Here is a 24,176-nt window from a genome sequence, read left to right on the forward strand (position 1 = left end):
TGTACAGGTGCGCATCGGGCGTACACAGACGGCCGTAAAAGCACTGCTCTCAGCTTAATCAGTTGAGGTAACGCGGGTGGAGTGTTCGACGATAGGGGCCAGGGGCAACCAATGTCCCTCCCCGCCGACTCCGAGAGACGTGGCGTGCTCATACGACTACTGCGGACCTATCTCAGGCCCTACAAGAAACCCATCGCCCTGCTCGTGGCGCTCCAGTTCCTCCAGACCTGCGCCACCCTCTACCTGCCCACGCTGAACGCGCACATCATCGACAACGGCGTCGTCGAGGGAGACACCGGATACATCCTGTCCTTCGGCGGCGTGATGATCGGCATCTCGCTGGCGCAGGTCGTGTGCAACATCGGCGCCGTGTACTACGGCGCCAGAACCGCTTCCGCGCTCGGCCGGGACGTGCGGGCGGCCGTCTTCGACCGGGTGCAGTCCTTCTCCGCCCGCGAGGTCGGCCAGTTCGGCGCCCCCTCGCTGATCACTCGGACGACGAACGACGTCCAGCAGATCCAGATGCTGGCCCTGATGACGTTCACGCTGATGGTGTCGGCGCCCATCATGTGCGTGGGCGGGGTCGTGCTGGCGCTCGGCCTGGACGTGCCGCTGTCCGCGGTGCTCGTCGCCGTGGTGCCGGTGCTGGGCATCTGCGTGACGCTGATCGTGCGCCGGCTGCGGCCGCTGTTCCGGTCCATGCAGGTGAAGCTGGACACCGTGAACCGGGTGCTGCGTGAGCAGATCACCGGCAACCGGGTGATCCGCGCCTTCGTCCGGGACGAGTTCGAACAGCAGCGGTTCCGCAAGGCCAACGCCGACCTCACCGACGTCTCGCTGAAGAGCGGCAACCTGCTCGCGCTGATGTTCCCGGTGGTCATGACCACGGTGAACCTGTCGTCGATCGCCGTGGTGTGGTTCGGTGCCCATCGGATCGACAGCGGCGGGATGCAGATCGGTGATCTGACCGCCTTCCTCGCCTACCTCATGCAGATCGTCATGTCCGTGATGATGGCCACCTTCATGTTCATGATGGTGCCGCGCGCGGAGGTGTGTGCCGAGCGCATTCAGGAGGTGCTGGACACCTCGTCGTCGGTGGTTCCACCGGTGGCGCCCGTCACCGAGCTGCGCCGGCACGGGCATCTGGAGATCCGGGGGGCCGGGTTCCGTTACCCCGGCGCCGAGGAGCCCGTCCTGAAGTCCATCGAGCTCGTGGCGCGGCCGGGCGAGACGACGGCCGTGATCGGCTCGACCGGCAGCGGCAAGTCCACGCTGCTCGGGCTGGTGCCCCGGCTGTTCGACGCCACCGAGGGCGAGGTGCTCGTCGACGGGGTGGCCGTCGCCGAGGTCGACCCGGTGCTGCTGGCGAAGACCGTCGGTCTCGTACCGCAGAGGCCGTACCTGTTCGCGGGCACGGTCGCCACCAACCTGCGCTACGGCAATCCGGACGCCACCGACGAGGAGCTGTGGCACGCGCTGGAGGTGGCGCAGGCCAAGGACTTCGTGAGCAAACTGGAGAACGGGCTCGACTCCCCCATCGCGCAGGGCGGGACGAATGTCTCCGGTGGTCAGCGGCAGCGGCTCGCGATCGCCCGGACGCTCGTGCAGCGGCCGGAGATCTACCTCTTCGACGACTCCTTCTCCGCACTCGACTACGCCACCGACGCGGCACTGCGGGCGGCTCTCGGACGGGAGACCGCCGAGGCGACCGTGGTGATCGTCGCCCAGCGGGTGGCCACCATCCGCGAGGCCGACCGGATCATCGTCCTCGACGAGGGTCTGGTCGTCGGCACGGGTACCCACCGCGAGCTGATGGCGGACAACGAGACCTACCGGGAGATCGTGCTCTCCCAGCTCACGGAAGCGGAGGCTGCCTGATGGCCGGGCCCATGGGACGCATGATGGCCGGCACCGGTCCCGACAACCACTCGCTGGACTTCAAGGTGTCCGGCAGGCGGCTGCTCGCCCAGTTCAAGCCGGAGCGGTTCACCCTCTACGCCATGCTGGCCTGCGTGACGCTGAGCGTCGGCCTCAGCGTGGTCGGGCCGAAGATCCTCGGCAAGGCCACCGACCTGGTCTTCGCGGGCATCGTCGGACGGCAGATGCCGGCCGGGTCGAGCAAGGAGCAGGTCCTCGACTCGATGCGGGAGCGCGGCGAGGGCAGCGTCGCCGACATGCTCAGGAGCACCGACTTCACGCCCGGCAAGGGCATCGACTTCGGCTCGGTCGGCGAGATCCTGCTGTTCGCGCTCGGGGTCTTCCTGGTCGCCGGTCTGCTGATGGCGGTGGCGACGCGGCTGGTCAACAAGTCCGTCAACCGCACCATGTTCCGGATGCGCGAGGACGTGCAGACGAAGCTGTCCCGGCTGCCGCTGTCGTACTTCGACAAGCGTCAGCGCGGCGAGGTGCTGTCCCGCGCCACCAACGACATCGACAACATCGGGCAGACGCTCCAGCAGTCGATGGGCCAGCTGATCAACTCGCTGCTGACCGTCATCGGTGTGCTGGCGATGATGTTCTGGGTGTCGTGGATCCTGGCGCTGGTCGCGCTGGTGACCGTGCCGCTGTCGTTCGTCGTCGCCACCCGCGTGGGCAAGCGGTCGCAGCCGCACTTCGTGCAGCAGTGGCGCACCACCGGCAAGCTCAACGCCCACATCGAGGAGATGTACACCGGCCACACGCTGGTGAAGGTGTTCGGCCGCCAGCAGGAGTCGGCGCGGCAGTTCGCCGAGCAGAACGACGCGCTGTACGAGGCCGGGTTCAAGGCGCAGTTCAACAGCGGGGTCATGCAGCCGCTGATGATGTTCGTGTCGAACATCAACTACGTGCTGGTCGCGGTGGTCGGCGGGCTGCGCGTCGCGTCGGGTTCCCTGTCCATCGGTGACGTGCAGGCGTTCATCCAGTACTCGCGCCAGTTCTCGATGCCGCTGACGCAGGTCGCGTCGATGGCGAACCTGGTGCAGTCCGGCGTCGCCTCGGCCGAGCGGGTCTTCGAACTCCTGGACGCGGAGGAGCAGGAGGCGGACCCGGTGGCGGCCGAGCAGCCCGCGGAGCTGCGCGGGCGGGTGGCGCTGGAGGGCGTGTCCTTCCGGTACGACCCGGAGAAGCCGCTGATCGAGGACCTGTCCCTGACGGTGGAGCCCGGCCACACGGTCGCCATCGTCGGCCCGACGGGCGCCGGCAAGACGACGCTCGTGAACCTGCTCATGCGGTTCTACGACGTCTCCGGCGGGCGGATCACCCTCGACGGCGTAGACATAGCGCGGATGTCCCGCGACGAACTGCGCGCCGGCATCGGCATGGTGCTCCAGGACACCTGGCTGTTCGGCGGCACCATCGCGGAGAACATCGCGTACGGGGCGTCGGGTGAGGTCACCCGCGGCGAGATCGAGGAGGCGGCGCGGGCCGCGCACGCCGACCGGTTCGTCCGTACCCTTCCCGACGGCTACGACACCGTGATCGACGACGAGGGCAGCGGGGTCAGCGCCGGTGAGAAGCAGCTGATCACCATCGCGCGGGCGTTCCTGTCCGACCCGACGATCCTGGTGCTCGACGAGGCCACCAGCTCCGTCGACACCCGCACCGAGGTGCTGATCCAGAAGGCGATGGCCAAGCTGGCGCACGGGCGTACGTCGTTCGTCATCGCGCACCGGCTGTCGACCATCCGGGACGCCGACACGATCCTGGTGATGGAGAACGGCTCGATCGTCGAGCAGGGCGCGCACACCGACCTGCTGGCGGCGGACGGGGCCTACGCGCGGCTGTACAAGGCACAGTTCGCGCAGGCACTGGCCGAGGTCGACTGACGGTCCCTTCCCGGAGGCGTCTCAGGGAGGTCTCCGGGGCGTCTCCGGGACTGTTCGGGGGCCGCTCGCACCGGGGTGACGGCGAGCGGCTCCGCTCAGTCGAGATAGCCCCTCAGCTGGTCCGCGAAGGCGTGGTCGCGGAGTTTGTTGAGGGTCTTCGACTCGATCTGCCGGATCCGCTCGCGCGTCACGCCGAAGATGCGGCCGATCTCCTCCAGCGTGCGCGGCCGGCCGTCCGCCAGCCCGTAGCGCAGTTGGACGACCTTCCGCTCGCGTTCGCCGAGGGTGGAGAGCACGGCTTCCAGGTGCTCGCGCAGCAGCAGGAAGGCCGCCGACTCGACGGGGCTGGCCGCGTCGCCGTCCTCGATGAGGTCGCCGAGGGCCACGTCGTCCTCCTCGCCCACCGGGGCGTGCAGCGAGACCGGCTCCTGGGCCAGCCGCAGGACCTCGCCGACGCGTTCCGGCAGGAGGTCGAGCTGGGCGGCGACCTCTTCCGGGGTCGGCTCGTAGCCGCGCTCCTGGAGCATCCGGCGCTGGACGCGGACGACCCGGTTGATGAGCTCGACGACATGGACCGGGACACGGATGGTGCGGGCCTGGTCGGCCAGCGCTCGGGACATGGCCTGGCGGATCCACCAGGTCGCGTACGTGGAGAACTTGTAGCCGCGGGCGTAGTCGAACTTCTCGACCGCCCGGATCAGACCGAGGTTGCCCTCCTGGACGAGGTCGAGCATGGTGAGCCCGCGCCCGACGTACCGCTTGGCGACGGAGACCACGAGCCGCAGGTTGGCCTCGATCAGCCGGCGCTTGGCCATGCGGCCCATGACGACCAACCGGTCGAGGTCGAGGGCCAGTTGACCTTCCAGGTCGGTCGCGCCGCTCAGCTTCTCCTCGGCGAACAGGCCGGCCTCCACGCACCGGGCCAGCTCGACCTCCTCGGCCGCGGTGAGCAGGGGGATGCGGCCGATCTCCCGCAGGTACTGCCGGAACAGGTCCGAGGAGGGGCTGCCGCTGTCGGTGGCCCGGGCGCGGGGCGGCAGAACGGGCTCGGGGGCGTCCTCGGGAGCTTCCTCCAGAGCCTCGGCGGGCGGCTCGGGCTCGGGCTCGACCTGCGTCTCCGGGTGCGCTTCCGGGTGGGGTTCGGGGTGGGTCTCGGGGTGGTGCGCGGCACGGTTCTGCGGCGGGACGGCGGCCAGGACGTCCGTCTCGGCGTCCGGTTCCGTGCCGTCGGCCGCGCCGGCACCGGTGGTACCGGCCGTACTCTCGGCAGTGCTGACGGTCTGGGTCAGGGTCTGGGTCTGCACGGGGGCGACCTCCAGGATGATCGCTGCTGAGGTGAGCAGCAGCGGTACTTCGGGGGCGGAGTCGGCGGCCACGCCGCGTCCGTCCGGGATCGGCCGCGCTCCGAGGACTCAGGCACCGCACCCCAGTGTGGAGTACGACACACAGCCGCCACGAGGGGCGTGCGGCGACTTTTTGAGTCCGGTGCGTGACCGCGTGGTTACCCTGCCGCGGACGGCGGCTCAGAGAGCGGACGGGCCTTCGTGCTGCAACGCCCTGTCGTACCTGGTCAGGATCATCATCTCGTTCTGGACGGCGGCCGACTGGGCCGGGTCCGTGTGGCCGAGACGGGTCAGCGTGCCCTGGAGATCGGTGAGCCTGCGGGTCACGGCCCTGCGGCGGACCGTCACCAACTGCTCCCCCGCGTAGTTCTCGTCGACCGTGCGGCGCATGATCGCCTCGACCGCGAGCTCCGTCACCATCGCGCGGACCGCGTCGTCGGGCGCGGCCTCCCGGACCCGGACGAGGTACTCCTGCCCGTCCTTGATGCCGTACTCGGCGCCGCCCGCGTCCTGGATCGCCTGGCGTACGGCGGCGTAGGGGGCGGCGGTGAACTCGTCGATCCCGTACGCGTCGAAGGCCGGGGAGACCAGTTCGGGGCGCTGGAGGGCGAGCTTCAGCAGCTCGCGTTCGGTGGCGTAGACGGCGTTGCGGAGATTGAGGGCGGGGCCGCCCGCGGTGGGCCGGGAGGCGGACTCGTACGGCTGGGGGCCACGGGCCGGCGCCGGACCCTTGCCGCCCCGGTCGCGGGCCCAACGGGCCAGCTGGGCAACCCTCTTGACGACGAACTGGGTGTCCAGGATGCCGAGCATGCCGGCCAGCTGGACGGCGACCTCGTGCTGGGCGCCGCTGTTCTTGATGCGGGCGACGATGGGCGCGGCCTCGTCGAGGGCGGCGGCGCGGCCCGCCGGGGTGTCGAGGTCGTAGCGGACGACGATCTGGCGGAGCGCGAACTCGAAGAGCGGCGTGCGTGGTTCGACCAGGTCGGCGACCGCCTCGTCGCCCTTCGCCAGGCGCAGGTCGCAGGGGTCCATGTTGTCCGGCGCGATGGCGATGTACGTCTCGGCGGCGAACTTCTGGTCGTCCTCGAAGGCGCGCAGGGCCGCCTTCTGGCCGGCCGCGTCGCCGTCGAAGGTGAAGATGACGCGGGCGCTGCCGTTGTCCATGAGGAGCCGACGGAGGATCTTGATGTGGTCGCCGCCGAAGGCCGTGCCGCAGGTCGCGATGGCAGTGGTGACGCCGGCCAGGTGGCAGGCCATGACGTCGGTGTAGCCCTCGACGACGACCGCGCGGCTGGCCTTGGCGATGTCCTTCTTCGCGAGGTCGATGCCGTAGAGGACCTGGGACTTCTTGTAGATCGCCGTGTCGGGCGTGTTGAGGTACTTGGGCCCGTTGTCGGTCTCGTAGAGCTTGCGCGCGCCGAAGCCGACGACCTCTCCGCCGATGTCGCGGATGGGCCACATCAGGCGGCCCCGGAAGCGGTCGATGGGCCCGCGGCGCCCCTCCTGGGACAGCCCGGAGAGGATCAGCTCCTTGTCGGTGAAGCCCTTGCCGCGCAGGAAGCGGGTGAGGTGGTCCCAGCCCTGGGGGCTGTAGCCGACGCCGAAGTGGACGGCCGCGGCCTGGTCGAAGCCGCGCTCGGCGAGGAAGATCCGGCCGGTGTCGGCCTCGGGGCCGGTGGCGAGCTGTTCCGCGTACCACTCGGCGGCGACCTTGTGCGCCTCGACCAGCCGGATGCGTTCGCCGCGCTGGTGGGCGGGGTTGTAGCCGCCCTCCTCGTAGCGCAGGGTGATGCCGGCCTGGGCGGCGAGCCGCTCGACCACCTCGGAGAAGGTGAGGTGGTCGACCTTCATCACGAACGTGATGGTGTCGCCGCCCTCCTGGCAGCCGAAGCAGTGGAAGAGTCCCTTGCTCGGGCTGACCTGGAAGGACGGCGACTTCTCGTCGTGGAACGGGCAGAGGCCCTTGAGGTTGCCGCCGCCCGCGTTGCGCAGCTGGAGGTACTCGGACACCACGGCGTCGATCGGGACCGCGTCCCGTACCGCCTTCACGTCCTCGTCGTTGATCCGTCCTGCCACGAGGTGATTCTACGGGGGCGCGCCGACATCTCCGGCGGGCCGTGGTGCCCTTGGGGTGCGAGGGGCGGTGACCTGTGCGGCTCGCCCGCGGGGGCGCGACCGGCCGCACACGCCCCGCGGCCGCCGGCCCACAGCCCCGCGGACGACCGGAACCCCGTCTAGGCGCCGAGGCCGTCCAGCGGCACCCGGGGGTCCGCCAGGGCCTCCGGGTCGATCCGCTCGCGCGAGCGGATCAGCTTCTGGATGGGCTCTGTGACGTCCCACACGTTCACGTTCATCCCGGCGAGGACGCGGCCCTCCTTCAGCCAGAACGCGACGAACTCCCGCTTGCCCGCGTCGCCGCGGATCACCACCTCGTCGTACGTTCCCGGCGGGGCCCAGCCGCTGTACTCCATGCCCAGGTCGTACTGGTCGGAGAAGAAGTAGGGCACGCGGTCGTAGGTGACGTCCTGGCCGAGCATCGCGCGGGCGGCCGCCGGGCCGCCGTTCAGGGCGTTGGCCCAGTGCTCGACGCGCAGCCGGGTGTCGAAGAGGCCGTGCGGGAAGGACGCGACGTCGCCGGCCGCGTAGATGTCGGGGTCGGAGGTGCGCAGCCGGGCGTCGACCGCGATCCCGCCGCCGTGCGCGCGGTCGGCGAGGGTGAGGCCCGCCGCCTCCGCGAGGCTCGTGCGGGGGGCCGCGCCGATCGCCGCGAGGACGTCGTGCGCCGGGTGCTCCTCGCCGTCGTCGGTGCGGACGGCGAGAACCATGCCGTCCTGGCCGACGATCTCGGTGAGCCGGGCGCCGAAGTGGAAACGGACGCCGTGCTCGCGGTGCAGGTCGGCGAAGACGCTCCCGAGCTCCGGGCCGAGGACGCCGTGCAGCGGGGTGGGCTCCGGTTCGACGACGGTGACCTCGGCGCCGTACTCGCGGGCCGCCGCCGCGATCTCCAGGCCGATCCAGCCGCCGCCGGCGATCACGATGTGGCCGTTGTCACGGCCGAGGGCGGCCAGGACGCCCTTGAGGCGCTCGGCGTGCGCGAGCCGGCGCAGATGGTGCACGCCCGCGAGGTCGGTGCCGGGGATGTCCAGCCGGCGGGGCTCCGCGCCGGTGACGAGGAGCAGCTTGTCGTAGTGGACGAGCGTGCCGTCGTCACCGAAGCGGACCGTCTTCGCGGTGCGGTCGATCGCGTCGACGGTCTGGCCGAGGTGCAGCTCGATGTCGTTCTGCGCGTACCAGGCGGGCTCGTGCACGAAGACGCTCTCCCGCGTCTCCTTGCCGAGCAGGAAGCCCTTGGAGAGCGGCGGCCGCTCGTAGGGGTGGTCGCGTTCGTCGCAGATCAGTATCACGCGGCCGGTGAAGCCCTCCGCCCTCAGCGTCTCGGCCGCCTTGGCGCCGGCCAGGCCTCCTCCGACGATGACAAATGTCTGATCCGCGTCGACCACGTGATGCCTCCTACCGGGGGTCTGGGGGGTGGTCCCCCAGATAACACTGTGCGAACCGCCACATGCGAGCGTCCCGCACGCAGCGTGATGGGGGAAGGGGGACGTGCCCGATCAGGGCACGTCGGGTCACGTTCCGGGCCCGTTCGGGCGCACCCGGTCCGCACTTGTCAGGATCTCGGCCGCCCCGTCAGACGGCTGTGAAGCGAGCGGGCCGAGGCGTCGGTCAGAGAGCCGATCTGGTCGACGACGACCCGCTTGCGGGCGCGGTCGTCGGGCGCCTGGTCGAACAGGGCGCGGAACTGGGGGTCGAGGCCGTCGGGGGCGCGGGCGGTGAGCGCCTCGGCGAGCTCGCTGATGACGATGCGCTGGTCGGCGCGCAGGACTTCCTGTTCGGCGCGCTGCATGACGTACCGGTCGGCGACCGCCTTGAGGACCGCGCACTCCAGCCGCGCCTCTTCGGGTACGACGAGCTCGGCGCCGTAACGGGTGAGACTCCCGGTACCGTACCGCGCGCGCGTGGCGCCCTCGGCGGCCAGGCAGAAGCGGCCGATGAGCTGGCTGGTGGCGTCCTTCAGGCGGGCCTGGGCGGCCGCCGTGCCGTCGTAGCCGTGCGGCCACCAGTCCTGGTCCTGGAGGCGGTCGAGGGCGGCGGCGAGTTCGGCCGGATCGGTACCCGCGGGGACGTAGCGGCCGACGGCGACCCGGAAGATCTCCTGGCGCTCCGGTTCGGCGTGCAGGCAGTTGGGGTCGATGTGCCCCGCGTGCAGGCCGTCCTCCACGTCGTGCACCGAGTACGCCACGTCGTCGGCCCAGTCCATGACCTGTGCCTCGAAGCACGTACGGGTACCGGGCGCCGTTTCGCGGACCCAGTCGAAGACGGGCCTGTCGTCCTCGTAGACGCCGAACTTGGGGGACGCCGGGTCGGTGGGACGGGCGCCCCTGGGCCAGGGGTACTTGGTCGCGGCGTCGAGGGTGGCCCGGGTGAGGTTGAGGCCCACCGGGCCTTCGGCGGTGAAGCGTTTGGGTTCGATGCGGGTGAGGAGCCTCAGCGACTGGGCGTTGCCCTCGAAGCCGCCGCAGTCGCGCGCGAACTCGTTCAGTGCCTGTTCGCCGTTGTGACCGAACGGGGGGTGTCCCAGGTCGTGGGAGAGACAGGCCGCCTCGACCAGGTCGGGGTCGCAGCCGAGGGCGGCGCCGAGCTCACGGCCCACCTGGGCGCACTCGAGGGAGTGGGTGAGGCGGGTACGGGGAGTGGCGTCCCAGGCGTCGGTGCGGGTGCCCGGCGTGACCACCTGGGTCTTGCCGGAGAGCCTTCTCAGGGCCGAGGAGTGCAGGACGCGGGCGCGGTCACGTTGGAAGGCGGTCCGGCCGGGGCGTTTGTCCGGCTCGGGGGCCCAGCGGGCGACTGACGTCGGGTCATAGGCGGTGTCGAGGTGTGCGGTGCCTTCCATGTCTCGACAGTAAGCGGCGGGGGTGACAATCGGGTGGTACCGGGCGCCTGCCCGGCCTTCGGGTCCGGCGCGTCGGCGGGTACGGGCCGCCCCGCGGGTCTCAGGCCGACGCCAGTTCGGGGGCCGTGCTCGCCGGGGTCGCCCATGCCTGGTCGTAGCGGTGCAGGAGCAGGCTCGCCATCGCCGGGTGGGTGCCCAGCGGGGCGGACGCGATCCAGGGGGCCGCCTGCGCGGACTCGGTCGCGAAGCGGCCGGGGGCCGTGAAGTAGGAGGCGACCGCCACCCGATCGCGGCCTCGCGCGGCCAGGGCCCGCACCGCCGTGGGGACGGTCGGGGTCGCCGTGGAGGCGTACGCGGGGACCACCGGGACGCCCAGTCGGCGGGCCAGCAGACGGGCCGTACGGCGGGTGTCGAGGGCCGAGTCGGGGTCGCGGGAGCCCGCCGCCGCGAGGACGACCGCACTCGTGCGGCGTTCCTCCTGCGTCAGGTCCGTGCGCCAGCCCGCCTCCACCAGGCGGGTGTACAGGGTCTCCACGAGGAACGGGTGCGGGCCGAGCGGTGCGGCCACGCGCGTGTGCACCCGCGCCTTCGCGGCCATCTCGGGGATGTCCCGCTTGACGTGGTAGCCGCGGGCCAGGAGGAGCGGGACCAGGACGGCGTCCGTCGTGCCCTGGGCGTCGAGGTCGGCGAGGGTGTCCGTCAGCAGCGGCTCGTTGAGCTCGATGTGGCCGAGGTGCACCGGCAGACCGGGGCGCTGCTCGCGGACGCGGTCCAGGAGCGTGCGGACGGTGCTCAGGGCGCGCGGGTCGCGGCTGCCGTGGGCGACGACGACCAGCGCGGGCGGGCCGGGACGCCGGCGGCCGTCGAGCTGGACGAGGCTGAGCTGGCTGGCGAGCTGGGAGCTGATCCGGTTCATGATGTGCGCCGTACTGTCGAGGTGGACTTCGGACTCGTCGTGGACTTCGGACTCGTCGTGGACTTCGGACTCGTCGTACTGAGCGGGCGACGCCTTCATGAACAGATCCTGACGGCACGAGGTTGCACCCCCGTTGCCTGACCGTCACGAGTGTTTTCGGGTCGTTCACGCCGGGCCCGGGGGCGGTGTGAGATGTGGCGCGCGGCACGGGGGCGAACCGGATCACCGTCGGCTGCGTCTTCCCGGGCCGAAGGGGCTTTCGACCTGTTCGACCTGGGGGGAACACCATATGGACATCCGTCGACCGCGGCTGCCGCGCACTCGAGCCGGTCGGCGGCGGCTGGTGCAGGCCGTGATGGCCGGGTGCGTGCTCGCGCTGCTGCCGGCCACCTGGCTGTACGTGTCCACGGCCGACCGGCTCGGTACGACCGCCGACGCGCCGCGCACCGAGGTCGCCGTCGTGTTCGGCGCCGGTCTGTGGGACGGCGAGCCCTCGCCGTATCTCGCGCACCGGCTGGACGCGGCGGCGAGACTGTACCGGGAGGGCCGTATCGAGGTCGTGCTCGTGACGGGGGACAACAGTCGCGAGGACTACGACGAGCCCGACGCCATGCGCACCTATCTGACCGGGCACGGGGTGCCCGGCGCGCGGATCGTCAGCGACTACGCCGGTTTCGACACCTGGGACTCCTGCGTCCGCGCCAAGAAGATCTTCGGCGTCGACAAGGCCGTGCTGATCAGCCAGGACTTCCACATCCGGCGGGCCGTCGCCCTGTGCGAGGCGGCGGGGGTGGACTCGTACGGGGTCGGGGTCGCCGCCAAGCACGACGTGACCTGGTACTACGGGGGCGCCCGGGAGGTTCTCGCGGCCGGCAAGGCGGCCCTGGACGCGGTGTTCGAGCCGGACCCCAGGTTCCTCGGGCCGAAGGAACCAGGAGTGACGAGGGCCCTCGCCGACGACCGGTGAGGCGACGGGGCGGCGACAGGTGAGGCTGCGGATGCGGCGGCGGGTGCGGCGGTCCCGCCCCGGCGGGCGCCTCACGGTGGGCCCGGTCCGGCGGGCGCCTCACGGTGGGCCCGGTCCGGCGAGGAGGGCACCACCACATCGCCGTAACAGGAGACCGCACGGCGCGTAACACGGCCGAAGCACGCTGGAGCGTATGCCGACCACTTCGACGCCCACCCACTGCCCGTACTGCGCCTTGCAGTGCGGGATGGCCCTGTCGCCCCTGCCCACGGGGGGCGTCGAGGTGGTCGAGCGCCCTGACTTCCCGGTGAACCGGGGCGCGCTGTGCGGCAAGGGCCGTACGGCGCCCGCGGTGCTCTCCTCCCGGGTGCGGCTGACCTCCCCGTTGGTGCGGTCCGGCGGTTCGCTCGTGCCGGCCACGTGGGAGGAGGCGCTGGACCGGATCGCCGGGGAGTTCGGCAGGGTGCGGTCCGAGCACGGGGCCGACGCGCTCGGTGTCTTCGGCGGGGGCGGGCTGACGAACGAGAAGGCGTACACGCTCGGCAAGTTCGCGCGGGTCGTGCTCGGCACCTCGCAGATCGACTACAACGGCCGCTTCTGCATGTCGTCGGCGGCGGCGGCCGGCATCAAGGCGTTCGGGCTCGACCGGGGGCTCCCCTTCCCGCTGGAGGACATCCCGAGGACGGGGTGCGTGATCCTGGTCGGATCCAACCTCGCGGAGACCATGCCGCCCGCTCTGCGGTTCTTCAACGAGCTGCGGGAGAACGGCGGCACACTGATCGTGATCGACCCGCGCCGCACGAAGACCGCCGAGCAGGCCGACCTGCACCTCGCGCCCCGGCCGGGAACGGATCTCGCGCTGGCGCTGGGTCTGCTGCACCTGATCGTCGCCGAGGGGCGGGTCGACGAGGAGTACGTGCGGGAGCGGACCACCGGCTGGGAGGACGCGCGGGCGGCCGCCATGGCTCACTGGCCGGAGTACGTGGAGCGGATCACGGGGGTGTCCGTTCCTCAACTCCGGGAGACCGTAAGGCTGTTCTGCGAACCCGAGGCCGCGATGGTGCTCACCGCGCGCGGGCCCGAGCAGCACTCCAAGGGCACCGACACGGTCGGCGCGTGGATCAACCTCTGCCTGGCGACGGGGCGGGCCGGGCGGCCGCTCAGCGGCTACGGCTGTCTGACCGGGCAGGGCAACGGGCAGGGCGGGCGCGAGCACGGCCAGAAGGCCGACCAGCTGCCCGGCTACCGCAAGCTGGACGACCCGGCCGCCCGACGGCACGTCGCCGAGGTGTGGGGCGTGGACCCGGACTCGCTGCCCGGGCCCGGGCGCAGCGCGTACGAACTGCTCGACGCCCTGGGGTCCGACGTCCGGTCGCTGCTGCTGATGGGGTCGAACCCGGTGGTGTCGGCGCCGCGCGCCGCGCACATCGAGGAGCGCATCAAGTCCCTCGAGTTCCTCGCCGTCTGCGATGTCGTCCTCTCGGAGACGGCGGCCCTCGCGGACGTCGTCCTGCCGGTCACCCAGTGGGCGGAGGAGACGGGGACGACGACCAGCCTGGAGGGACGGGTGCTGCTGCGACGCCAGGCGATCACCGCCCCGGAGGGGGTACGGAGCGACCTGGAGGTCCTGCACGAGCTGGCGGCACGGCTGGGCGTCGAGAAGGGCTTCCCGACCGACCCCGAGGAGGTCTTCGAGGAACTCCGACGGGCCAGCGCGGGCGGCGTCGCGGACTACTCCGGCATCACCTACGCGCGACTGACGGAGGAGAACGGGGCCGGGGTGTTCTGGCCCTGCCCGGCGGAGACAGAGGGCGAGGCGGGCGCCGAGGGTGGCGCGGCGGCCAACGGCGAAGCGGGCGCCGAGGGTGGCGCGGCGGCCAACGGCGAAGCGGGCGCCGAGGGTGGCGCGGCGGCCAACGGCGAAGCGGGCGCCGAGGGTGGCGCGGCGGCCAACGGCGAAGCGGGCGCCGAGGGTGGCGCGGCGGCCAACGGCGAAGCGCGGGACGAGGGTGGCGCGGCGGCCAACGGCGAAGCGCGGGACGAGGGTGGCGCGGCGGCCAACGGCGAAGCGCGGGACGAAGGAGACGAGCCGGGGCATCGGCGGGTGGCCGGTACGCCTCGGCTCTTTCTCGAGCGGTTCGCCACGGAGGACGGGCGGGCGCGCTTCGTGCCGGTCTCGCACCGGCCCAACGCCGAGGAACCCGACGACGACTACCCCGTCCTGCTCACCACCGGGCGGGTCGTGGCGCAGTACCAGTCCGGCGCCCAGACCCGCCGCGTGGACGAGCTGAACGCCGCCGCGCCCGGCCCGTTCGTGGAGCTGCACCCCCGGCTGGCGGCGCGGATCGGAGCGGCCGAGGGCGACCCGCTGTCCGTGGTGTCGCGACGCGGACGAGCGGTGGCCCCGGCCCGGATCACCACCGGGATCCGCCCCGACACCGTCTTCATGCCGTTCCACTGGCCGGGCGAGGGCCGCGTCAACACGCTGACCAACCCGGCGCTGGACCCCACCTCACGCATGCCGGAGTTCAAGGTGTGCGCGGTGCGGGTGGAGATCGCCGAGTAACAGGCCGCCGACGGGCTAGCCGGGCAGGCGCAGGGCGAGCCCGTCCAGGACGACCTCCAGGCCGTACCGGAACTTCTCGTCGCGCAGCGCGACGGGGTCGGCGGCCGTCGCGGCGGCGTCCGCGTAGCCGCCGGCGAGATGCTCGTGCCCGGCCGCGGCCTCCTGGGCGGCGGGCATGAGGCGGGCGATGAAGTCGGACTCGCTCTCGCCCGAGCGGGCGACCGTGGTGAGCCAGGCGGCCTCGGTGGTGCTCATGCCGATGACGTACGACAGGACGGTGTCGATGGCGCGGCTCGGCTCCGGGAAGCCTGCGGCCGTGAACAGCGCGGCCAGGCGCTCGGAGAAGGACATGAGGTTGGGGCCGAGGTAGGCGAGGCCCGCCTGGCCGAGAACCGACGACAGCCAGGGGTGACGCAGACTCGTCGCGCGGAAGGCGGCGCCGGCCTCGGTGACGGCCACCCGCCAGTCGGGGGCGTCCGCGTCCGGGACGTGGATCTCGGCGGCGACCTCGTCGACGGCCAGCTCCATCAGCTCGTCCTTGGTGGCGACGTGCCGGTACAGAGAGGTCGCGCCGGCGTTCAGCCGGGCGCCCAGCTTGCGCATGCTCAGCGCCTCGATGCCGTCGGCGTCCAGCATGGCGATCGCCTCGCGGACGATCGAGACCCGGCTGAGCGTCGGCTGGTCGGGCTCACGGCGCTGCCGGGCCCAGACGGACGGCACGGGGTGCGGGTTCTTCGTCCTGGCGGCCACGGGCGCTCCCATTCCTCGGTGCGTACTGCTCCATCGCGTACTGCTCGTCGCGTACATCGTGCGCTCCCAGCGTACAGAGTTCGATAGTTGCGCACACCGTTCCGTGATGCGTACAGTGTGCGCATCGGACGGAACGCCGTACGCCACCAACGGAACAGTGTGCGCAACGAGAGAACGATGTGCGCACGACGAAAGGACAGGACACCGTCATGGAGAACCCGGTGAAAACCCGCGACCCCCGCCGCTGGTGGATCCTCGTCGTGCTGTGTCTGAGCACGGTGGTCCTGACGATCGACAGCATGGCGCTGACCGTCGCGGTCCCCTCGATGACCGAGGACATCGGCGCGAGCGCCCAGGACACCCAGTGGATCCTGGACTCCTACATCCTGGTCTTCGCCGGCCTCCTGCTGACCTCCGGCAGCCTCGGCGACCGCTTCGGCCGCCGCAGGGTGATGCTGCTGGGCCTGCTGCTCTTCGGGGCGGCCTCACTGGCCGCGACGATCTGCACCGACCCCGGCGAGGTGATCGCCGTGCGCACCGCGATGGGCGTCGGCGGGGCACTGATCATGCCGTCCACCCTCTCGATCCTCATCACCGTCTTCGACGACGAGGAGCGCGGCAGGGCGATGGCCGCGTGGGGTTCGGTGTCGATGCTGGGGCTGGTCGGCAGCCCGGTCCTGGGTGGCGTCCTGATCGACCACTTCTCCTGGCACTCGATCTTCCTCATCAACGTCCCGGTCGTCGCGCTCGCCGTCGTCGCCGCCGTGGTCCTGATGCCGGAGTCCAGGGCGCCCTGGCAGAAGTCCGACCCGCTGGGCGCGGTGCTCTCCGCGGTCGGTATGACCGCCCTGGTCTGGTGGATCATCGAGCTCCCGCAGCACGGCGCGTTCGGCGGCCGCTCGACGCTCTCGCTGGCGGTCGCCGTGGTCGGCCTGGCCGGCTTCGTGATCTGGGAGAACGTCACGTCCACCCCGATGGTCCCGCTGGTCCTCTTCAAGCACCGCAACTTCAGCGGCGGTTCGCTCTCACTGGCCCTGGTCCAGATCGGCAACGGCGGTCTGCTGCTGGTCCTCACCCAGTACCTCCAGTTCGTCCTCGGCTACTCCCCCGTCAAGGCGGGCCTCGCCTTCCTGCCCCTCGCCGTCGCGGCGCTGATCGGCAACGGCGTGGGCGTGAAGCTGGCCGAGAAGATCGGCAACCGGTTCGTGATCCTGTCCGGGATGCTGGTGATGACCGCCTGCTTCGCCCTGCTGACGACGGTCGACGCCGACTCGGGCTTCACCGTCCCGGCCATCGCCCTCGGGCTGCTCGGCCTCGGCGCGGGTCTGGCGATGCCGGCCGCCGTCGGCGCGCTGATGGGCACCATCCCCGAGGACAAAGCGGGCGTCGGCTCTGCTCTCAACGACACCATCCAGCAGGCCGGCACCGCCCTCGGCATCGCGATCCTCGGCTCCCTGCTGACCAGCGGCTACGCCGCCGAGATGCCGTCCGACGCCCCCGAGGCGGCCCGGCAGTCGATCGGCGGGGCGCTGGCGGTGGCCGGCCGGGACGCGGGCCTGGTCCGGGCGGCCCGGGAAGCCTTCACCGCCTCGATGACGACGACCTTCACGGTCAGCGCGATCGGCGTCCTGGCGGCGGCGATCCTGGCGACCCTGGTGATGCGGGACGGCAAGTCGGAGCAGCCCGCGACCGAGGCCCGGGTGGCGGAATCCGAGCCGGCCGCCTGAGCGACACGGCTTCCGTTCCGAGACGGCCGGCACCCTGCGGGGTGCCGGGTGCCGGCCTTCCGCGTGGACGGCGGTGTGCGACGCGGCCGAACCACCGTCAGCCGGCCGCCATCAGCCGTCCGTCGTCAGCCGGCGGCCGTCCAGCCCGGGATCGCGGGCAGGACCTTCTGCGCGATGCTCAGCAGGGCCGTGTCGTCCGGTCGCACGTTGTCCTGGCGCCAGATGGCGAGTTCGTAGGAGCCGCCGCCGTCCTTGGTGTCCGGGGCGACGACCAGAGCGCGGGCGATGCCGCCGGGGCCGGCGTCGGACTTGCCGCCGCCGAGGTCGAAGCTGAAGGCGATCGTCTGGCTCGAGTAGAGCACCGCGGGGTGGCCCAGGACCGTCTTGGACTCCGCTTCGTTCAGCAGGTCCTCCATCCCCGCGATCGGGAGGTCGTCATAGGACCGCGAGAGCTTCACGGTGTACGTGTCCAGTTGGACGGTCCCCTCCGGGCTGGGGATCTCGGTGCCGCTCGCCATCTGGACCGAACCGTCACTGCCGTAGGCCGTCAGCGCGCGCTCCTGCGGAGTGCCGAGAAGCGTCGGCAGGTCCGCCCGGTTCAGCGCCGTGCACAGCTCCGTCCCGGAGATGCGCTGCGCGGCCTTCGCGGCCTTGGTGGCCTTCTCGTCCTCGTCGTCGACGCGGCAGACCGCCGGTTTGTCCGCGGCCGCGGCGTCGTTCTTCTGGATCACGTACAGCCCGCCCCCGAGCGCCCCGACCACCACCAGCGCCGCGATGGCTTGAGCCCATGCGTTCGGGCCCTTCTCGGGCGCGGCAACTATCTCGGCCATGTCCCCCATTACCCCCGGTACCCCCTGCTCGCGCCGGATGCGCGCTGAGGGAGCGTAACGGGTGATCCAGCCACGGGGAAGCGGGTTCCTCACCAGTAGGTGACGTCCAGTACCCGCGCGCAGTGCGGATCCCCGTCGTCCGCCACCATCTGCTCCACCTCCCCTCGAACCAGCGAGGGGAGCGCCGCGATCAGCGCCGTGAGCGCCCCGGTCGTCCGGACGTCGGCGGCGGTCACCCCCGGGAGTCCGTCGGCCCGGAAGTACAGCCGCGCCCGGTCCTGGTCCAGGAAGAGAAAGCCGTGCAGGAGGGGATCCGTCGAGTGGTTCTCGTCGAAGCACGTGGCCCGGACCAGGGTCCGCACCAACCGAAGCCCCCGATCGGCGGCCGTCTCGTCGGCCCGCGGCACGACCGCCGGGTCCACGGGAACGAGCGGCATCCCCATCACCGTCCCCGTCCCCGTCCCCGTCCCGGCCGACCGTCCGCCCTCCCCGCACAGGGTGCGCAGCATCCCGATGACGTCGTACGCGGTCACACAGTCCTCACCGACGAGGAGCGGAAACTCGTAGAGCGTCGACCCACCTGTGCCCACGGCACTTACGGGCCCGACGGCAACCCGCACGGCATCGGCGCCACCGGGGGCGGGCAGCACTCCGCGCACGTACGACGTCCCGACGAGCGGGGCGTGGAGATGCTGAAGCATGAGGGGGATCAGGTCGGCCTGGTCACACGCGGTCTCTTCGTCCACGGGGGCATTGTCGACGCCGGGGCGTGAGGTGCGGGGCTCCCACGACGGCCATCCAGAACGCCGTGGGCGCGGCCTGACCCGCACTCACCTGGCAGGTCGCAGAAGACGGTGGGCTGTCCGTGGTCAGCGCTCACTCGCCCATGCATCGGGGCGGGGCACCAGCAGTTCCATGCGTAGGCCCATGAGGCGCCGCAGCCGAACGAAGGCCGCGTCGCTCCAGGGTCCGGTCAGCGTCGTCATTCCCCCCGCAGCCAACAGCCGGGCAAGCAGGCGGGCATGGTTCTGTTCCTCGGCGATGAAGAGCCGGACCGCCTGCGCGTAGTCGGCGTCACCGGCCTGGTCCGCTTTGCCGACGAGGTTCGCGCCGTCACCGTCCTCGCCGACCTGGAAACGCTGGATGCCGGCCCACACCGCCGGATTTAGTGTCGCGCTCTCCCTCCAGTCCGGATCACCCTGGGCGCGCCTGCGCTCAAGCTCGTCCTCGAACCGCCTTGTCCACTTGGCGAAGTCGCCCGTATGCACCCGGTCCCCCTTGTCCGGGACACGGCCACCGCGCCCCGGAGAGAGACGACGCAGACGGACACCGAACCGTTCCACTGCTGCGAGGCGCCCATTTACCCCGGAAGGAGTGGCCGACCGGCAGATCGGAACGGGAGGCATTCCGTGATCCTCGCGAGTCGGCGCGGCAGGTGCATGCGGCGCCGATCGATGAGACTTTGACGATTGCCGCAGGCACCGATGCGAACTCGTTCCATTTCCGTGGAGCATCGCCCTTTTCTCACGGCAATTGAGGCGTCAAATACATGTATCCGGCCTATAAATGGACACAATGGGCGCCACTCGCTACGGTCGAATTACAGGCGCCGCAAGCGCAGGAGCAGTCCAAGTCCGCGCACAGGGAAGTCGGCGCCGCAAGCTGGAATCCACCGGCCTCATCGTGCCCAGTGCATCTCGGTATGGATGCCGCACCTTGACCGCACCCACACCCGCGCCCCCACCCGGGAGGCGTCATGGCCAGGTCAAAGCACCAGCATGTGCGCGTACCGTCTCAAGAAAATGAGGATAGTTATGCACACGAAACGAATCATCGCGATCGCGGCGAGCCCCCTCATCGCCGGAGCATTGGCGTTCTCGCCGGCGCTGATGACTCAGGCGGTAGCCGACACCGCCCAAGCGCCGGCGGTGTCCGCCCCAGCGGCCCCCAAAGTCAAGTCCCCGCAGGAACAGGGCAAGACAGACGGGAAAAAGGCCGGGAAGAAGGACGGCAAGAACTGCGAGCACGGCGAGTCCAATAATCCCGAGGCGAAGAAGGACAAGTTCACGAAGAAGGATTACACGAAGTACAAGGGCGCCTACAATAAGGCGTACGAGAAGGCCTACGACGCCAACTTCGACGAAGATGCCTGCGAGGACGACGAGTAGAGATATCTCCCGTTCCCTGTGGGTCGGCTGCCCCAACGGCCCCGGTCTGCCCGTTCCCGGCGGACCGCCGCTCATCACGGTGACCGACAGCTGAGAGTCGTGGCCACGCCACGGCCGCCCCGGTCCCGAGGTTCTCTGGACCGGGGCGGCCGCGTCGCGTACGAGGGGCGAGGTCAGTTCACGTTGACCGCGGTCCAGGCTGCTGCCACCGCGTTGTACTCCGTGGTGCCCGTGCCGTAGAGGTCGCGGGCCGCGTTCAGGGTGGCTGTTCTGGCTGCCGCGTAGTTCGTCGAGGACGTCATGTAGACGGTCAGGGCGCGGTACCAGATCGCTCCGAGCTTGTCGCGGCCGATGCCGGTGAGCGTCGAGCCGTTGTATGTCGGGGAGTTGTAGGTGACGCCGTTGACGGTCTTGGTGCCACTGCCCTCCGCGAGGAGGTAGGCGAAGTGGTTGGCGACGCCGGACGAGTAGTGGACGTCGAGGTTGCCGACCGAACTGCTCCAGTAGTCGGCGGAGTTGCCGTCCTTGCTCGGCTTGTCCATGTAGCGCAGGGCGTCCCGGCCGAATCCGGAGCGGACGATCTTCTCGCCGATGAGGTAGTCACCGGCGTCGGAGGTGTTCCCGGCGTAGAACTCGACCAGGCTGCCGAAGATGTCGGACGTCGCCTCGTTCAGGCCGCCCGACTCGCCCGAGTAGGTCAGCTTGGCCGTCTTCGAGGTCACGCCGTGGGACATCTCGTGGCCGGCCACGTCCAGGGCGACCAGCGGGCCCAGTTGGGTGCCGTCACCGTCGCCGTAGGTCATGCAGAAGCAACTGTCGTCCCAGAAGGCGTTGTTGTAGCTGTTGCCGTAGTGGACGCGGTTGTAGGAGCCCTTGCCGTCGTTGCCGATGCCGTTGCGGCCGTGCACGTTCTTGTAGTAGTCCCAGGTCACGTCGGTGCCGTACTGGGCGTCGACGGCGGCCGTGGAGCGGTCCGCCGTGGCGCCGGTGCCCCAGTGGTTGTCGGTGTCCGTGAAGAGGGTCGCGGGGGCGCGGCTGATGCAGATGCCGAAGATGCACAGGTCGGTCTTGTTGGCCGCGTCGCCGGTGTACGTGTTCCCGCGGGTCGGGTCCTTGAGCTGGTACGTCGATCCCGAGAGGGTCGTCTCCAGCGGGACCGTGCCGCCGTACAGGGACTTGCCGTCGCCCGTGGCGGTCTCGATGGTGTCCCACGCGTCGATCTGGGCACCGGTGCGCGCGTCGGTCAGCACCGCGCGGGCGACCGGGTTGCCGAGTGTGTCCAGGGCGACGACGTCGGTCCGCCAGGCCAGTTTCGGGGCGCCGTGCAGCGCGTCGACGACCAGCTGCGGCTTGGCCTTCACCTGCTTCAGCGTCTCGCCGAGGTTGGCCGCGCGCAGGGCGTTCACGGCGACGTCGGCGGCCTTGGGGGCGGACACCTTCGGGGTGATGCTCGCCAGCGAGATCGTCGTCCTCGTCGCCCGGTTCGCGCTGCGGTACGCGCCGTCGGGTGCCAGGTGGACGACGAAGTCACCGCCCAGGACGGGGAGTTGACGGTAGGTGCGGTCGTAGCGGACGTGCTGGGTGCCGTCCTTGTCGACGACCACGTCACGGACGGAGGTGCCCTGTACGGAGGTGAGGCCGAGGGTCGCCGCGTGGTCGGCGAGGACCGCCGCCGCGTTGTCGAGCGCCGTCGCCCGGGTCGGCCTGTCGGCCGCGTCGGCGACCGGGGAGAGTACGGCGGCCAGGAGCGTGGCCGTGGTGGCGGCGATACCGGCGGTGGCGAGACGGGAACCTCGGACGTGCTGCCGTATCCGACTCATCAGTGTCTTCGGTCTCCTCGAGAAGGCGCCGTGGGGGCGCGTGTGGGGGTGGCCTGTGGGTGGCCTGTGGAGGTGGCGCTGATGTCGTCCTGGCATTTAAGAGGGCATGACATGTCATGTCCATAGCGCATGCGCGATGGACCGGTGAGGGGGCGGTGAGGGGAGAGAATCGTTTCCGTGAGCGCCCCGGAACTCCCCTTCTTCGTCTACGGCACCCTCCGCCCCGGCGAGGTCAACCACGACCTCCTCCTGCGCGGTCGCACCCTCCGCGAGGAACCGGCCCGGCTGGCCGGGGCGGTGCTCTACCAGGGACCCGGCTATCCCTACGCGGTGGAGGAGCCGGGCGGGACGGTGGCCGGCGAACTCGTCACACCCCTCCCGCGGGCGTACGCGCGGCTGCTCGCCGAGCTCGACCGGCTGGAGGAGTACGTACCGGGCGACCCGCGCAACCTGTACGAGCGCGTCGAGCGCGAGGTGCAAGTGCATGGGGATGGAGATGGGGGTGCGGATGGGGATGGGGATGGGGATGGGGATGGGGATGGGGGTGAGCGTGGTGCGGTCCGCGCGGGCGGGGTTCCCCTCGTACGCGCCTGGGTGTACGTCGCCGCGCCCGCCGTCGCCGACGGTCTGCGGGCCGGGGGCAAGCTGATCGAGAGCGGGGACTGGCTCGCACGGCAGTGACCTCACCCCGGCCCGGCGGCTGCCCACCGGCGGCGGTCACCCGTTCACACGCCCTGTGGGCGCTTTTCCGTGCCGGGCCGTCCACACGCCGATGACCTGGTGAAACCCACGCACGGGCCACTCTCCCGCGCGCACATCTGACACCCATTCATCCCATTCCTGACGCTCCCTCAGGAAGCGCGCTCGCGCCGCTGCGACTTACCTCGGAAGGGCAGGGAGACTCGAAGAGCTCGAAGGAGCATCGATGCGACGCATCGCCCGTCGTACCGCACGTTGTGCCACCCGTCGTGCCGGACAGCTGCTGACCGGTACCGCGCTCGCCGTCATCGCCACGGCCGGGTTCGCCGCACCCGCCCACGGCGCCGGAACCGGTGCCGGAAGTCTGGAGGTGTATCCCTCCACCGCCGTGCCGGGCGGGCAGGTCTCGGTGAACACGGCGGCGTGCGGGGACGGCGGAGCGGCGACGGGCGACGCCGGGGCGGTGGGCGCCGGTCGCTTCCCGCTGGCGCCCAGCGCGCACGAGGGCAAGGCGATCGGGCGGTTCCGGGTGCCGCCGAGCGCGCAGCCGGGGACGTACGAGATCGTCGCGGAGTGTGCCGCGGGCGGGCGGCGCGTCACCGGGGACCTGGTCGTCGTGCTGACCTCCGACCGGCAGTCGGTGCATCCGCGGGGAAGTGTGAAGACGGGGGTCGGCGGCGCACTGGGCCCCGACCCCGTACAGACCGCGGCCGGTGTGGCGGCTCTCGCCGTCGCCGCCGCGGGCGGTACCTGGCTCCTGCATCGCCGGGCGAGAGGCGACGGGATCTGACGGACACCCTCCGCTGTCCGTCCGCCGGTACCGCATGTCCCCTCCCCCTCCGGGTCCGACGCCCCTCGCGGCCCGGAGGGGGAACGGGGTTCCCCTGACCGGGAAATTCACGGAAAGCGTTCACGCGAAGAGTCACGGAGAAGGGTCCTGGGATGCGCAGGGTCGGCAACACCGCCATAGCGGCCGTCACCGTGATCGCTCTCGGCAGCGGCGCCTGGCTGCTGCACAGCGGCGCGGAGACACACGCCCCGCCGCAGCCGTCCGCGGCCCAGGCCCACTCGGCCGGCCCGGACGTACGGGCCCGGTCCGCCCCCGCGCTGCCGCCCTCACCGCCCGACCGCGTCCGCATCCCCGCGATCCATGTGGACGCCCCGCTGACGGGCCTCGCCCTCACCTCGTCCGGCAGCCTCGACGTCCCGCCCGCCGAGAAGGAGAACCTGGCCGGCTGGTACGAGGCCGGCACCACTCCCGGCGAGACGGGCACCGCGATCGTCGCCGGCCATGTCGACAACACCGACGGCCCCGCCGTCTTCTACGACCTGGGCGCCCTGCGCAAGGGCAGTGCCATCGAGGTGGACCGGCGCGACGGAAGCGTCGCCGTGTTCACCGTGGACGCCGTCGAGGTCTACCGGGCACGCGACTTCCCCGACGAGAAGGTGTACGGGGCGGCGAGCAGGCCGGAGCTGCGGGTGATCACCTGCGGCGGGGGCTACACGAAGTCGACCGGCTATCAGGGGAACGTCGTCGTGTTCGCGCATCTCACGTCCTCGCGCGCCTGACCGGGCACCGCCACCGTCCCCGGCCCCCGCCCGCTCCCGTTGTCTCCCGCCCACCCCGCCGGTT

17 protein-coding genes and 2 pseudogenes are annotated in these 24,176 nt (G+C 71.1%); 9 read left to right on the forward strand and 10 right to left on the reverse strand.

The annotated features are described in order from the left end of the window. Positions 1–144 precede the first annotated feature (144 nt). Together G9272_RS15290 and G9272_RS15295 are read left to right on the forward strand one after the other, a co-directional pair. Positions 145–1,878: an ABC transporter ATP-binding protein gene (locus tag G9272_RS15290; protein WP_171397097.1), complete on the forward strand. Its 1,734-nt coding sequence runs from the start codon at positions 145–147 to the stop codon at positions 1,876–1,878. Continuing rightward, positions 1,878–3,806 carry an ABC transporter ATP-binding protein gene (locus G9272_RS15295; RefSeq protein WP_171397098.1) on the forward strand — a complete coding sequence of 643 codons (1,929 nt, stop codon included), beginning with the start codon at positions 1,878–1,880 and terminating at the stop codon, positions 3,804–3,806. Before G9272_RS15290 ends, G9272_RS15295 begins: the two co-directional genes overlap by 1 nt. Positions 3,807–3,901: 95 nt before the next feature. Here the strand turns inward: G9272_RS15295 and G9272_RS15300 are convergent. From G9272_RS15300 to G9272_RS15320, 5 genes and pseudogenes are all read right to left on the reverse strand, one after another. Continuing rightward, a pseudogene (locus G9272_RS15300) lies at positions 3,902–5,226 on the reverse strand (RNA polymerase sigma factor). Positions 5,227–5,329: 103 nt separating this feature from the next. Continuing rightward, positions 5,330–7,225, reverse strand: a complete 1,896-nt coding sequence (gene dnaG, locus G9272_RS15305) for a DNA primase (protein WP_171397099.1) — start codon at positions 7,223–7,225, stop codon at positions 5,330–5,332. Between the two features lie 158 nt (positions 7,226–7,383). After that, entirely contained in the window at positions 7,384–8,649 is a 1,266-nt protein-coding gene (locus G9272_RS15310; protein WP_171397100.1) for an NAD(P)/FAD-dependent oxidoreductase, read from the reverse strand. A gap of 167 nt (positions 8,650–8,816) precedes the next feature. Next, on the reverse strand, positions 8,817–10,100 hold the full coding sequence (locus G9272_RS15315) for a deoxyguanosinetriphosphate triphosphohydrolase (RefSeq protein ID WP_171397101.1): 1,284 nt from the start codon (positions 10,098–10,100) through the stop codon (positions 8,817–8,819). A gap of 100 nt (positions 10,101–10,200) precedes the next feature. Beyond that, positions 10,201–11,115, reverse strand: coding sequence for a sirohydrochlorin chelatase (locus G9272_RS15320; RefSeq protein WP_253267812.1), 915 nt, complete (start codon positions 11,113–11,115; stop codon positions 10,201–10,203). A gap of 190 nt (positions 11,116–11,305) precedes the next feature. Between G9272_RS15320 and G9272_RS15325 the strand changes: the two genes are divergently transcribed. Together G9272_RS15325 and G9272_RS15330 are read left to right on the forward strand one after the other, a co-directional pair. After that, positions 11,306–11,983: a SanA/YdcF family protein gene (locus G9272_RS15325; RefSeq protein WP_171397102.1), complete on the forward strand. Its 678-nt coding sequence runs from the start codon at positions 11,306–11,308 to the stop codon at positions 11,981–11,983. A gap of 193 nt (positions 11,984–12,176) precedes the next feature. After that, positions 12,177–14,549, forward strand: a complete 2,373-nt coding sequence (locus G9272_RS15330) for a molybdopterin oxidoreductase family protein (protein WP_171397103.1) — start codon at positions 12,177–12,179, stop codon at positions 14,547–14,549. Positions 14,550–14,564: 15 nt separating this feature from the next. Here G9272_RS15330 and G9272_RS15335 read toward each other — a convergent pair whose 3' ends face one another. Next, on the reverse strand, positions 14,565–15,311 hold the full coding sequence (locus G9272_RS15335; protein ID WP_171397104.1) for a TetR/AcrR family transcriptional regulator C-terminal domain-containing protein: 747 nt from the start codon (positions 15,309–15,311) through the stop codon (positions 14,565–14,567). Positions 15,312–15,508: 197 nt separating this feature from the next. Here G9272_RS15335 and G9272_RS15340 point away from each other — a divergent pair, with 197 nt between their 5' ends. Beyond that, entirely contained in the window at positions 15,509–17,026 is a 1,518-nt protein-coding gene (locus G9272_RS15340; protein WP_171401998.1) for an MFS transporter, read from the forward strand. A gap of 125 nt (positions 17,027–17,151) precedes the next feature. On the opposite strand, the gene G9272_RS15345 is transcribed toward G9272_RS15340, so the two are convergent. The 3 genes and pseudogenes from G9272_RS15345 to G9272_RS15355 all read right to left on the reverse strand — a co-directional run. Continuing rightward, entirely contained in the window at positions 17,152–17,856 is a 705-nt protein-coding gene (locus G9272_RS15345; protein WP_367398550.1) for a DUF6215 domain-containing protein, read from the reverse strand. 89 nt (positions 17,857–17,945) lie between these two features. Next, positions 17,946–18,602 carry a hypothetical protein gene (locus tag G9272_RS15350; RefSeq protein ID WP_171397106.1) on the reverse strand — a complete coding sequence of 219 codons (657 nt, stop codon included), beginning with the start codon at positions 18,600–18,602 and terminating at the stop codon, positions 17,946–17,948. Positions 18,603–18,758: 156 nt separating this feature from the next. Then, positions 18,759–19,124: pseudogene (locus G9272_RS15355) on the reverse strand (ferritin-like domain-containing protein); the annotation flags it as partial. A 546-nt stretch (positions 19,125–19,670) separates the two neighbouring features. On the opposite strand from G9272_RS15355, the gene G9272_RS15360 reads away from it, so the two are divergent. Then, positions 19,671–20,024: a hypothetical protein gene (locus G9272_RS15360; RefSeq protein ID WP_171397107.1), complete on the forward strand. Its 354-nt coding sequence runs from the start codon at positions 19,671–19,673 to the stop codon at positions 20,022–20,024. A 173-nt stretch (positions 20,025–20,197) separates the two neighbouring features. Here G9272_RS15360 and G9272_RS15365 read toward each other — a convergent pair whose 3' ends face one another. Beyond that, positions 20,198–21,844 (reverse strand): M4 family metallopeptidase, encoded by a 1,647-nt coding sequence (locus G9272_RS15365; RefSeq protein WP_171397108.1) that lies wholly within the window; start codon positions 21,842–21,844, stop codon positions 20,198–20,200. A 177-nt stretch (positions 21,845–22,021) separates the two neighbouring features. Here G9272_RS15365 and G9272_RS15370 point away from each other — a divergent pair, with 177 nt between their 5' ends. From G9272_RS15370 to G9272_RS15380, 3 genes are all read left to right on the forward strand, one after another. Next, positions 22,022–22,525 (forward strand): gamma-glutamylcyclotransferase family protein, encoded by a 504-nt coding sequence (locus tag G9272_RS15370; protein WP_171397109.1) that lies wholly within the window; start codon positions 22,022–22,024, stop codon positions 22,523–22,525. A 244-nt stretch (positions 22,526–22,769) separates the two neighbouring features. Beyond that, the gene (locus tag G9272_RS15375; RefSeq protein ID WP_171397110.1) at positions 22,770–23,333 is read left to right on the forward strand and encodes a hypothetical protein; all 564 of its coding nucleotides are present in this window, start codon (positions 22,770–22,772) and stop codon (positions 23,331–23,333) included. Between the two features lie 152 nt (positions 23,334–23,485). Then, the gene (locus G9272_RS15380) at positions 23,486–24,112 is read left to right on the forward strand and encodes a class F sortase (RefSeq protein WP_171397111.1); all 627 of its coding nucleotides are present in this window, start codon (positions 23,486–23,488) and stop codon (positions 24,110–24,112) included. The last annotated feature ends 64 nt before the right edge of the window (positions 24,113–24,176 follow it).

It is taken from the genome of Streptomyces asoensis (genome assembly GCF_013085465.1).
GTDB lineage: Bacteria > Actinomycetota > Actinomycetes > Streptomycetales > Streptomycetaceae > Streptomyces > Streptomyces cacaoi_A.